Below are 12,280 nucleotides of genomic sequence, written 5' to 3' on the forward strand. Positions count from 1 at the left end.
ATGATGTTCAGGAAGGACCTCCCCTATGGCAAGCGTGCGTAGCAGCGTCAGCGACAAGATCCAGCAATCCCTCGAAAACGGCGATGCGGCCGACGTGGCAGCGCAGCTCGCCCAGCTTCGCGAAGATCTGGCTGGTCTTGCCAAGAGCGTGAAGGCGCTCGGCGTCGGCGCTTCGCATGAGCTGAAGGCGCAGGCCGCCCGTGTGGCCGATGACGCCCTCACCGCATCCGGAGAAATGGCCGACAGCGTTCGCAATGAAATCTCCACGCTCAACGACAACCTCACCGACCACGTCCAGAAGAACCCGCTCCAGTCCCTCGGCATCGCCGTCGGCGTCGGTTTCGTGCTCGCCCTTCTGACGCGTCGATAAGGCCGCGCTCATGCTTGAGGCATTGCTGGTCTATCTGGGGGAGACCCAGCGCGAGGGGCGCGTCGTTACACGGCGATTGCGAGCGACCATAATCCTATCGGTTCTGACCGGGATATTCTTCCTGATCGCCTTCATCGCCGCTGTGGTGGCAGGGTCCATCTATCTTGCCCGGCATGTGGGTGCAGGCCCTGCGGCGCTCGTCGTCGCCGGGACCGCATTCCTGCTCGGCGTCATCATGCTGGTGGCGCTGGCGATCGTCAAACGTCCGAGGGTCTATGCCGCACGGCCCGCTGTCGCGCCGTTGACGGCGGCGCCGCTTGCCGCAGCGCCGCTCGCCCTGCAATCGCTGCTGACGCTGGCGATCCAGGCACGTCCCTATGCGACGCTCGCCGTGGCCGTCGCGGCCGGTTTCCTGGCCACAAGGGTCAATACGAAAAAGTCCAAGTAATTTCTTGGCGACACGACAAGGCAAACCGCGCGTCCAGACGATGGATGCGCGGTTTTTTTTATGTTACCCGCGAAGGATAGACTGGTTGATGGCGTTACCCGCCACGCCGCCCTTATTTGAACAAAGTGACATACAGTCTCGGGCAGTCTCGGCGCGTCCGTAATTTTCTGAAAGGCAATTGATGAAGAAGAAAGTCCTTGTCGTCGGCGGTGCCGGCTATATCGGTTCGCACACCTGCCTTCTCCTGTCTGAGCGAGGATATGAACCGGTCGTTTTCGACAATCTGTCCAACGGGCATGAGGAATTCGTCCGCTGGGGACCCTTCGAACAGGGCGATATTCGCGACCGGGCGCGGCTGGACGAAGTCTTCGCCAAACACCAGCCGGAAGCCGTTCTGCATTTCGCCGCGCTGATCGAAGTCGGCGAATCCGTAAAGCAGCCCGTGGCTTTCTACGACAACAATGTCATCGGCTCGCTCAACCTGCTCTCCGCCGCCATCGATGCCGGCGTCACGGCCTTCGTTTTTTCGTCCACCTGCGCAACTTACGGATTGCCGGAACAGGTGCCGATCGACGAGACGCACCGGCAGGCGCCGATCAACCCCTATGGCCGCACCAAATGGGTGGTGGAGCAGGCGCTGAAGGACTACAGCACCTATAAGGGGCTGCGCTCGGTGATGCTGCGCTACTTCAATGCCGCCGGCGCGGATTTCGAAGGCCGCATCGGCGAATGGCACAAGCCGGAGACCCACGCGATCCCGCTGGCCATCGAAGCCGCCCTCGGCCGGCGTCAGGGCTTCAAGGTGTTCGGCACGGATTACGACACGCGCGACGGCACCTGCGTGCGCGACTATATCCACATTCTCGATCTCGCCGATGCGCATGTGCGAGCCGTGGATTATCTGCTGGCCGGCGGGGAGACCGTTGAACTCAACCTCGGCACCGGCACCGGCACCACGGTGAAGGAACTGCTGGCGGCGATTTCGGACGTTTCCGGCCGCCCCTTCCCCGTCGAATATACCGGGCGGCGCGACGGCGATTCCACGACGCTCGTTGCCAATAACGACAAGGCGAAGGAGGTTCTCGGCTGGGAGCCGCGTTATTCCCTGTCGGACATCATCAAATCCGCCTGGGCGTGGCATTCCTCCCGCAACGCCGGGGATTGAACAGCCGGCGAACAAACATAAAAAGACACCGGCCTGTTGGCCGGTGCCTCCTGCGGGACAGCTGATTGAAGCCGGTCCCGCTCCTGCCTCCCAGGGACGGGAATTAGGGCTTGGTGGCGGACGTCGTCGTGCTGTCGGGAGCCGCCGGCATTGCCGCATTCTTTTCGCTGGCCTTCTGTTCCAGCGTCTTGAATTCGGGAGCGGCCTTCAGCGTTTCCGCCGTTTCGGTCGTTGTCAGGCGGATGGTGCCGTCCTGCGCGTTGCGCGTCATCGTTACCTTGTCCATCGGAACGGCGACGTCCTTTGCGCCGATGCCCAGGAAGCCGCCGACGCCGATCACGGCCGCAACCAGACCACCGTCTTCTTCCATAATGAGGTTGGTGACGTTACCGATGCTTTCATCGGCAGCGGTATAGACCGCCTTGCCGATATAATCGTTGGCGCTGACCTGCGTTTCGCCCTGTTCGGTGAGATAAGCGCCGCCTGTCGTTGTGGCCGCGCTGTCATTGGTCGCGGGAGCGGCAGGCGTCATCGGGGTGGCGGGCGGGGTTGCCGGCTCCGTCTGCGCACTCGGATTTGCCGGCGCAGGCTGGGTGGTGCCCTGAGCGATGGCCAGCGGCGCGAAAGCCGTCGTGCCCATCAGAGCGGCAGTGACGAGGATTGTAAGTTTCTTTGCCATTTCGTACCTTCCTTTCATCGTTCTCAACTGGCCGGCGGGGATGAATTTCATGTCCGCTTCTCGGCCGGTTCGTCTGGCAAACGGGTTGGTCGTTGAAATAGTTCCGATTTTTTCAACCGAGCCGGTGCAATTGTGACCTGCCGCAACAACCGAAGGTAAAAATCAGGCATTGCTAAAGGGGGACGGCACGGTATTATCCGTGTCGTAACAATGCCATAACTGCCGGAGTTTTTTGTATGCCTCGACCCGGCAACAGACTGAAAGACATGATCTCGGCTTTGCGTCGGCGCAGTGCGAATTTTTTCCCGACCGCCTCCATCGGCACCTATCTGGTGGTGATGGCTACCGTCATAACCCTGCCGCTCATTCTTTTCGGCGGCTATCTGATGCTGCGCCTCGAGGCGGAAAAACGCGACGACCTGCAACGGGAAACTATCGAGGACGTGCGCGTGGTCTCCCGCAACATCGACCGCCGCCTGCAGGAAATCGCCACCTCGCTCAATCTCCTGTCGCAGTTCCCGGAACTTGAGAGCGGCAACCTTGCCGCGTTTCAGGGGCGCGTCACCGACAGTCTGAAGCGGGAGGGTCTCTACGCCATTCTCGCCACAAAAGATGGCCAGCAGCGCCTCAATACGCGCGTGCCCTATGGCCAGCCGCTCGGCAAGGTGCCGGCGGAAGCCAATCTGGCCAAGGCGATCGACTCCCGCCGCATCACCGTCTCGGACATGTTTTTCGGCTCGACCAGCAAGGAATGGGTGTTCAACGTCACCATGCCGCTCGGCCCGGATCTGGACCCCGCCGGAGACGCCCTGATCCTGACGCAGAATACCAGCGACCTGAGCCGGCTGATCCCCACGGAAAACCTGCCGCGCAACTGGGCGGTCGCCATCATTGACGGCAACAACCGCGTTGTCGTCTCAAGCGCGCCCGAAGAGGCGGAAGTGGGTAAGCCGTTTGTCACCCCCGATGTCCTTTCGGAAATGCAGGCCTTCAGCGGCAATTTTTTCGACGGCAAGGGTAACCTCTATGCCTATGCTCAATTGCCGGGCTGGCAATGGAAGACGGTGATGTGGGGTCCGCTTGCCGCAAGCCAGGCGGCGCTGATAGACACCTGGCGGCAGATGATGATCGGCAGCCTGATGCTGGTGCTGATTGCCATTGGCGGCGCCTATCTGGTCGGCCGGCAATTGCGCAGCTCCATCCGTGACCTGACCCTGATGGCCGAGCGTATCGGCGAAGGCGAGATCGTCGCGCCCGTCGATACCAAGATAAAGGAGGCCAACCAGGTCGCCATCGCGCTCTCCAACGCATCCTTCGACAGAAGCCAGTCGGAAGAGCGCCTGCAATTGCTGCTGCACGAGCTGGTTCATCGCTCCAAGAACATTCTGACGCTGGTTCAGGCGATGATACGGCAATTGGGACGCGAAAATAAAAGCATTCCGGAATTCCAGAAGGAGGTGGATCACCGCCTGCGCGGCCTTGGAATGTCGATCCGGGCCCTGGCGGAGGTTCAATGGCAGGGTCTGCCGATCCGCAAGCTGATCGAGACCCACCTCGATGTTTTCGGAACCGTGGCGCAGCGCATCGTGCTGGTGGGAGACGATTTCATGCTTTCCCCGGAAGCGGCACAGAATTTCGGTCTGGTGATCCATGAGCTGACGACGAATTCCATCAAATATGGCTCATTGTCGGTTCCATCGGGAAAAATTACCCTGCGCTGGCAGTCGCTTGAAAAAGACGGGCGGCAGATGATCCATCTCGTCTGGACCGAAACCGGCGGACCGCCGGCGAGAGAACCGAGCCGCAAAGGCTTCGGCACCACGGTCATCAAAAGGCATGCGGAAGGCGCCTTCGGCGGGCAGGTGCTGACGGAATATCGTGAATCCGGCTTCGAGTGGTCGCTGGAAGCGCCGATGCGTTATTTCACGCCCAAACGATCGGAACAGACGGGCACGCATTGAGGCCGAGACTTGCGGACCTATCCGCCGTGCAGACGACAAAAAGCCGGGGCAAAAATGGCCGGTATTTTGCGCAATGTTAAAAAAATGCATTTTTTGGGAACCGAATCCGGTCGAGCGTGTTTTTACTGCAGGCCAAGCAATTCCCCCGTCCCCGCCTGAAGCTTGGCTGAAAATAAACAGGTTTCGCCCCTGAAAACCTGTCATAAAAATAGCACGGCTCTTTCATGAGCCGTGCTTTTTGTTTTGGTTTTCATGAAATGAAAGAGGAACCCGACGCTGCACGCGATCTTGAGATTTCAGGCATCCGCGCCGTCGCCGGAAGGAAATTTCAGCCGGTAGACGATCCGCTCCGGCGTCAACTCGTATTCGGCGCTTCCCCCCAATGCGGACGGAACCACCTTTTCCAGCACCACGCTGCCGAAACTGCCGCGCCGGGTCTCCGCCGGCTCTTTCGACGGCATCATCGGCTCATTCCATTCAACGATATAAAAATCACCCTCCTGACGACATTGCAGGGATATGGGCGGGTGATAGGCAAGATTGCCGCTATGACTGACGGTGTTGACGACCAGCTCATGGAAGGCGAGCCCGATATAAAGCGCGCCATTCGGATTGAGCAGCAGGTTTTCGCCTTCCATGTGGATGAGGTTCGGATATTCCGGCACGTAAAGATCGAATTGCTGGCGCAGCAACTCGAATATGCGCGCGCCCCGCCAGTCCGAATCCGTAATGAGATCCTGACTCTGGGCGAGAGCGTGCAGTCGGCCGCGGAACTTGCGCAGAAAATCATCCTTAGTCAGGCTGAAACGGGCCGTCTGGCCGGCAAGGCTCTGGATGATCGCCAGGAGATTCTTGGAACGGTGGCTGACCTCGCGCAGCAGCGAGCGCAGAAGCTGTTCGCGCCGCCTTTCCGCCGTTACCTCCCGGATGGTGGTTTTCAGCACCGTCTGGTTCGACTGGTTGAATGTGGAATGGACCTGAAACTGAAAAACCCGATCCTTGCCGGCGTTGACTTCCAGCATGCCGCGGCTGCCGGCCGTATTCATGTCCTTTTTAAGTTCGGCAAGCCTGGCGGAAAGGTCGTTACCGAACAGATTTTCATCGGTCGGATGGGAATCGGCCGGAAGTTTCCAGACATCCGGCAGATTGGCCACGAATATATAGTCGCGGTTCCAGTCCTGCAGCATGACTGTCTCACCCGAATCGAGCAAGGCGAGGACGAGCGAATCGTGAAGTTCGCTTTCGTCCCTCTCCGCGTTATGCCATGCCAGCCGATGCAAATTCGTCTCCTTGCAGAAAGCCGCGGGGCAGTCCCACGACCGTAACCGCCAACGCCCGGGCACCAGAGTGGTTCCCGGTCAGCCTGCGGTTTCGGCAAAATTCACGCCGCGACGCGTGAGCTTTCGTTGAAAAACAGGGCCTGGCTGATAAGCGCTTTCACCATGTCCGGATTAAACGGCTTCGTCACAAGGAAGGTCGGCTCCGGCCGCTCGCCCGTCAGAAGACGCTCGGGGAAGGCGGTGATGAAGATTACCGGCAGCGTGGTCATCTGCAGGATGTCCTTCATCGCATCGAGACCGGAACTGCCATCGGCGAGCTGAATATCGGCAAGGATCATCTTCGGCTGGGTGCGATGGAAGAGATCGAGCGCTTCCGTGTGGGTGCGGGCGATGCCCGTGACGCGGTGGCCGAGATCGGTGACCATCTGCTCGATATCCATGGCGATCAGAGGTTCGTCCTCGATGATCATGATATCGGTCGCCACCTGCCGGGCGATTTCAGACGCTGCCTCGTCGATCAGCTTGCCGACCTGATCCTCGGAGACTTTCAGAACCTCTGCGGTTTCCGAAGGCGTGAATTCTTCGACCGTGGTCAAAAGGAATGCCTGACGGGCCAGGGCCGGCACGGCGGAGAGGTTGGCCGAGGCGCGTTTTTCCCATCCCGAGAGATTTTCGTCGGTCTTAATATTGATCGTGACGGAACTAAAGATCGATACGAACAATTGATAGAGCGAAACGCGATCGCTGCTTGTCTGCGGAAAAATGCTGATATCGGCGATCAGAGCTTCGAGTGTTGCCGCAACATAGGCATCGCCCGTCGATTGTGAGCCGCAAACGGCACGCGCGAACCTGCGCAGATATGGCAGGTGCGGTGCGATGCGTGTAGAAACTGACATGGAATTCTCCCCTTTCATGCGGTCTGCAACGCAAACCCACGATAGCAACGTGCGCATTGCAAAAAAAGTTCCGGAGCGCCGGAACTATTTTTTTCACGGCGCATTCTTTGCCACGACGCAAAAGGAATACCGGACGTTATGAGCATATTTCAATCGGACCAAGATCAGCCGGACAATTCGGCCGCCCCCCAGGTTCCACACTCCGGGCGGGCGGTGATTTCCCGTAAGCTCAGGGAGCTTTATGATGCCGTTCAGGATGAAGGCATCCCTGACAAATTCCTCGACCTTCTCGAAAAACTCGATGAAGCCGAAAGCAGAGCCAAAATGAAGGCTTCGGAGGAATGATGGCGAAAGAGCCGGAGCAGACAGAATACAATTTCAAACGGGAAATGCTGGCGGCGCTGCCGAACCTGCGCGCCTTCGCGATTTCGCTCATCCGCTCGCGGGACCGTGCCGACGACCTCGTGCAGGACACGATCATGAAGGCATGGGCGAAACAGGACAGCTACCAGCCGGGCACCAATATGCGGGCATGGCTGGTGACGATCCTGCGCAACGAGTTCTACAGCCAGATTCGCAAATCCGGCCGTGAGGTGCAGGATACGGATGGCGTCTATACCTCGCGCCTGTCGGTGCCGCCGGAACAGCATGGCTCGGTCGACCTTCAGGATTTCCGCGCGGCACTGGCAAAACTGCCGGACGACCAGCGTGAAGCGATCCTGCTGATCGGGGCTTCGGGTTTTGCCTACGAGGAAGCCGCCGAAATCTGCGGTTGCCCCGTCGGCACCATCAAGAGCCGTGTCAGCCGCGCAAGGCTGCGCTTGCAGGAATTGCTCGGCATCGAAAACGAAAACGAGTTCGGCCCGGACGCGCAGATGAGCGCGGTCACCGCCGCCGCCACGGCGCGTTGAGAGCGCTGAATTCGGACAGTGGCGAACGGGCAGGCCTGCGTCTGCCCGTTAAAACGATGACAAGGGCCGCAAACCTCTCCTCCGTCATGCCGGACTCGATCCGGCATCCTTTCACGGCGCGTCTGCGCCGTGAAAGGACTCTCTCGCGATCAATGACTTGATCGCACTGGACCCCGGATCTAGTCCGGGGTGACGGTGTGCGGATGATACGGCAAGCGCGCGCCTGCCACTGTCTCCGTGTTTCCCCTTCAGATACCCGTTTCCTTGACCGATTGCATGACCACGAAGGTCGAGGTGTTGGCGACGGATGGCAGGCTTGAGATTTTCTCGCCGAGTACCCTTCGATACTTGCGGATATCGCTGGTGCGCACCTTCAGAAGATAATCGAAAGCGCCGGCGATCATGTGGCACTCCTCCACCTCCTTGATCTTGCGCACCGCCGCGTTGAATTCCTCCAGCGCCTTTTCGCGCGTATCGGAAAGCTTTACCTCAGCGAAGGCGATGTGATCGACACCGAGCTTCTGCGGATTGAGCATGGCGCGGAAGCCGAGAATATAGCCCTCATCCACCAGCCGTTTCAGCCGCGTCTGGCAGGGCGTCTTGGAAAGACCGACCCTTTTCGAGAGCTGCAGCACGGACATGCGCCCGTCTTCGCTCAGCGCCTCGAGTATCTTGAGGTCGAAGTGATCCAGATCGTCTGTTTTTTGACTATTTGCCATGTGATTTAACGCCATATCTCAAAAATAAAAGTTCATATAGCCTGTTTTATCCTGAAAATAGGGCCATAGCAATTTCTGCGGTGATGATATTGTCTGTGCCAGGATGACGAGCGGCGGGCGGAGGACACGCTGCCGCCGAAGGTCTGTCTTCAACAGCGTTTTCAGGATTTTCAGAATGGCCGATGGTGCAAGCAACGCCGGTGTAGTGGCGAACGGTATCTTCCAGAATTTTGCGCCGCCGGTGCGCGAGCAAAGCCTGCTGCGCAAGGCGATCACCGCCGCCTATCGCCGCCCGGAGGAAGAATGCCTGGCACCGCTGATCGAGGCGGCGACGGTGACGGCGGAAGAGACGAAAGCCATTCGCGACACGGCCCGCAAACTGATCGAGGCATTGCGCGCCAAGACCAAGGGCACCGGCGTCGAGGGGCTGGTGCAGGAATATTCGCTCTCCAGTCATGAGGGCGTGGCGCTGATGTGCCTTGCCGAAGCGCTGCTGCGCATTCCCGACACCGCTACCCGCGACGCACTGATCCGCGACAAGATCGCGCGCGGCGACTGGAAGTCCCATATTGGCGGCGGGCGCTCGCTTTTCGTCAACGCCGCCACCTGGGGTCTCGTCATCACCGGCAAGCTGACCTCGACGGTAAACGATAGCGGCCTTTCGGCGGCGCTGACCAAGCTGATCGCCCGCGCTGGCGAACCCGTCATCCGCCGTGGCGTCGATATGGCCATGCGCATGATGGGCGAGCAATTTGTCACCGGCGAAACCATCGGCGAGGCGATCAAGCGTTCGAAGCCGCTGGAAGAACAGGGCTTCCAATATTCCTACGATATGCTGGGCGAAGCCGCGACAACCGCGAAGGATGCGGAGCGCTATTACAAGGACTACGAAAACGCCATCCACGCCATCGGCAAGGCGTCTGCCGGGCGCGGCATCTATGGCGGGCCGGGCATTTCCATCAAGCTTTCGGCGCTGCATCCGCGTTACGCCCGCGCGCAGGCGGAGCGGGTGATGGCGGAGCTGCTGCCGCGCGTCAAATCCCTGATGCTGCTCAGCAAGAAATACGATATCGGCCTCAACATCGATGCCGAGGAAGCCGACCGGCTGGAACTGTCGCTCGATCTTCTGGAAGAGCTGGCGCTCGACAGAGACCTCGCCGGCTGGAACGGCCTCGGTTTCGTGGTGCAGGCCTATGGCCGCCGCTGCCCCTTCGTTCTGGATTATATCATCGATCTCGCCCGCCGCTCGGGCCGCCGCATCATGGTGCGTCTCGTCAAGGGCGCTTACTGGGATGCGGAAATCAAACGTGCGCAGGTGGAAGGGCTGGAAGACTTCCCCGTATTCACCCGCAAGGTCCACACGGACGTCTCCTACATTGCCTGCGCCCGGAAGCTGCTCGCCGCGCGCGATCTGGTCTTTCCGCAATTTGCGACCCACAATGCGCAGTCCATGGCGACGATCTATCATCTCGCCGGCCCTGGCTTCAAGCTCGGCGACTATGAGTTCCAGTGCCTGCATGGCATGGGCGAACCGCTTTACAGCGAAGTCGTCGGCAAGAAGAAGCTCGATCGGCCGTGCCGTTTCTACGCCCCCGTCGGCACCCATGAGACGCTGCTGGCCTATCTCGTCCGCCGCCTGCTGGAGAACGGTGCGAACTCTTCCTTCGTCAACCGCATTGCCGATCCCGCCGTGCCGGTAGATTCCCTGCTGGAAGACCCGGTTGCGGTGGTCAAGGCCTATGCCGTTCCCGGCGCGCGTCACGACCGCATCGCCGCACCCGAAGGCCTGTTCGGTCCGGAACGCAAAAATTCCGCCGGCCTCGACCTCTCCAGCGAAACGACGCTCGCCGCACTGGACAAAACCCTGAAGGTAGGCGCTGCGACGGAATGGAAAGCCACAGCACCGCAGGCGGGTGGCAACACGCGCCCGGTTCTCAATCCCGGCGACCACAATGATATCGTCGGCCATGTGACGGAGCCGACTGAAGGTGATGTCGAAGCCGCCATGCAGCGGGCCGCGGCCTCAAGCTGGCCCTCCACGCTGGTGGAAGAACGTGCCGCCTGCCTGGAGCGGGCCGCCGACGCGATGCAGGCCGAAATGCCCGCCCTGCTCGGCCTCATCATGCGCGAAGCGGGAAAATCCATGCCCAACGCCATTGCCGAGGTGCGCGAGGCGATCGACTTCCTGCGTTATTACGCAGCGGAAGCCCGCAGGAACTTCAAATCCGGCGAAACGCCGCTCGGCCCGGTCGTCTGCATCAGCCCGTGGAATTTCCCGCTTGCGATCTTCATCGGTCAGGTGACGGCGGCGCTGGTTGCCGGCAATCCGGTTCTGGCGAAGCCCGCCGAAGAAACGCCGCTGATCGCAGCGCAGGGCGTGCGCCTGCTGCATGAGGCCGGCGTTCCGCAGGATGCCGTGCAGCTTCTGCCGGGCGACGGCAAGACGGGTGCCGCACTTGTTGGCTCACCCCTTACAGCCGGCGTGATGTTTACGGGCTCGACGGAAGTGGCGCGGCTCATTCAGGGCCAGCTTGCCGGCCGGGTTCTGGCCAATGGCCAGCCGGTGCCGCTGATCGCCGAAACCGGCGGCCAGAACGCCATGATCGTCGATTCCTCTGCACTTGCCGAGCAGGTCGTCGCCGATGTCATCGCGTCTGCCTTCGACAGCGCCGGCCAGCGCTGCTCGGCGCTGCGCATCCTCTGCCTGCAGGAAGATGTGGCGGACCGCACGCTGACCATGCTGAAAGGCGCGCTGCACGAATTGCGCATCGGCCGCACCGACAAGCTTTCCGTCGATGTCGGCCCCGTCATTACCGCCGAGGCGAAGGGCATCATCGAAAAGCATATCGAGGGCATGCGCGGGCTCGGCCATGGCATCGAACAAATCACGCTTGCCGGCGAAACCGGCAAGGGCACCTTCGTGCCGCCGACAATCATCGAGATGAAATCGCTCGCCGATCTGAAGCGCGAAGTCTTCGGCCCGGTGCTGCACGTCATCCGCTTCAAGCGCGACAATCTCGACCGGCTGATCGATGAGATCAACGCCACCGGTTACGGCCTGACCTTCGGCCTGCATACCCGCCTCGACGATACGATCCAGCACGTTCTGTCCCGCGTCGCGGCCGGCAATCTTTATGTGAACCGCAACATCATCGGCGCGGTGGTAGGCGTGCAGCCCTTTGGCGGACGCGGCCTCTCCGGCACCGGCCCAAAGGCGGGCGGCCCGCTCTATCTCGGCCGTATGACGCAGACCGCACCGAAGATCGACCGCATCGCCAGCCAGCAGGATCAGGCCGCCGTCGATCTCGCCCGTTGGCTGGATGAAAACGGCGAGACTGTCGCGGCCGAAGCCGCACGGCAGGCGGCGGCACTTTCCGGCCTCGGCTTCGAAACCGAGCTGACGGGTCCCGTCGGCGAGCGCAATGTCTATGCGCTGCATCCGCGTGGAAAGGTTCTGCTGGTTCCGTCAACCGAACAGGGGCTTTACCGCCAGCTTGCGGCAGCGCTTGCGACCGGAAACGCAGTTGTCATCGATAATGCTTCGGGACTGGAGAAATCCATTTACGGACTGCCGGCAAGCGTGACCTCGCGCATCGTCTGGGCGGATGACTGGGAAAAATCAGCGCCCTTCGCCGGCGCGCTGGTCGAGGGCGATGCGGAGCGTATCGTGGCGGTCAATAAAAAGATCGCCGCCCTGCCCGGCCCGCTGGTTCTCGTTCAGGCCGCGGCAACGGAAGCGCTTTCCGGGGAAAGCCAGCCCTATAATCTCGACTGGCTGGTCGAAGAAGTCTCCGTCAGCGTCAACACCACAGCCGCCGGCGGCAATGCCAGCCTGATGAGCATTGGCTGAT

General features: G+C 60.6%; 11 protein-coding genes. 7 read left to right on the top strand and 4 right to left on the bottom strand.

Features of this window, described 5'->3' with window-relative positions; translation table 11 throughout:
- The first annotated feature begins 25 nt into the window (after positions 1-25).
- The 3 genes from L904_RS22090 (at position 26) to galE (ending at position 1,983) form a co-directional block, all read left to right on the top strand.
- Entirely contained in the window at positions 26-370 is a 345-nt protein-coding gene (locus L904_RS22090) for a YqjD family protein (RefSeq protein WP_020811601.1), read from the top strand.
- A 10-nt stretch (positions 371-380) separates the two neighbouring features.
- The gene (locus tag L904_RS22095) at positions 381-818 is read left to right on the top strand and encodes a hypothetical protein (RefSeq protein ID WP_003508754.1); all 438 of its coding nucleotides are present in this window, start codon (positions 381-383) and stop codon (positions 816-818) included.
- Between the two features lie 181 nt (positions 819-999).
- The gene (galE, locus tag L904_RS22100; RefSeq protein ID WP_020811600.1) at positions 1,000-1,983 is read left to right on the top strand and encodes a UDP-glucose 4-epimerase GalE; all 984 of its coding nucleotides are present in this window, start codon (positions 1,000-1,002) and stop codon (positions 1,981-1,983) included.
- Positions 1,984-2,086: 103 nt separating this feature from the next.
- On the opposite strand, the gene L904_RS22105 is transcribed toward galE, so the two are convergent.
- Positions 2,087-2,662, bottom strand: a complete 576-nt coding sequence (locus tag L904_RS22105) for a PRC-barrel domain-containing protein (RefSeq protein WP_035263548.1) — start codon at positions 2,660-2,662, stop codon at positions 2,087-2,089.
- A 236-nt stretch (positions 2,663-2,898) separates the two neighbouring features.
- On the opposite strand from L904_RS22105, the gene L904_RS22110 reads away from it, so the two are divergent.
- A complete protein-coding gene (locus L904_RS22110) occupies positions 2,899-4,623 on the top strand; it encodes a sensor histidine kinase (protein WP_020811598.1) in 1,725 nt (574 codons plus the stop codon).
- A 296-nt stretch (positions 4,624-4,919) separates the two neighbouring features.
- On the opposite strand, the gene L904_RS22115 is transcribed toward L904_RS22110, so the two are convergent.
- A complete protein-coding gene (locus L904_RS22115) occupies positions 4,920-5,903 on the bottom strand; it encodes a sensor histidine kinase (RefSeq protein WP_020811597.1) in 984 nt (327 codons plus the stop codon).
- Between the two features lie 101 nt (positions 5,904-6,004).
- Positions 6,005-6,799 (bottom strand): response regulator, encoded by a 795-nt coding sequence (locus L904_RS22120; protein ID WP_003522529.1) that lies wholly within the window; start codon positions 6,797-6,799, stop codon positions 6,005-6,007.
- Positions 6,800-6,937: 138 nt separating this feature from the next.
- Between L904_RS22120 and L904_RS22125 the strand changes: the two genes are divergently transcribed.
- On the top strand, positions 6,938-7,144 hold the full coding sequence (locus L904_RS22125) for a NepR family anti-sigma factor (protein ID WP_003522527.1): 207 nt from the start codon (positions 6,938-6,940) through the stop codon (positions 7,142-7,144).
- Positions 7,144-7,710 (top strand): RNA polymerase sigma factor, encoded by a 567-nt coding sequence (locus L904_RS22130; RefSeq protein WP_003508744.1) that lies wholly within the window; start codon positions 7,144-7,146, stop codon positions 7,708-7,710. The genes L904_RS22125 and L904_RS22130 overlap by 1 nt, the downstream gene beginning before the upstream one ends.
- 248 nt (positions 7,711-7,958) lie before the next feature.
- Here L904_RS22130 and L904_RS22135 read toward each other — a convergent pair whose 3' ends face one another.
- Complete coding sequence (locus tag L904_RS22135) at positions 7,959-8,429, bottom strand: Lrp/AsnC ligand binding domain-containing protein (RefSeq protein WP_003522526.1); 471 nt, start codon at positions 8,427-8,429, stop codon at positions 7,959-7,961.
- Between the two features lie 175 nt (positions 8,430-8,604).
- On the opposite strand from L904_RS22135, the gene putA reads away from it, so the two are divergent.
- The gene (gene putA, locus L904_RS22140; protein WP_020811556.1) at positions 8,605-12,279 is read left to right on the top strand and encodes a trifunctional transcriptional regulator/proline dehydrogenase/L-glutamate gamma-semialdehyde dehydrogenase; all 3,675 of its coding nucleotides are present in this window, start codon (positions 8,605-8,607) and stop codon (positions 12,277-12,279) included.
- Position 12,280: the final 1 nt, after the last annotated feature.

The organism is Agrobacterium sp. LY4 (assembly GCF_001526585.1).
GTDB lineage: Bacteria > Pseudomonadota > Alphaproteobacteria > Rhizobiales > Rhizobiaceae > Agrobacterium > Agrobacterium leguminum.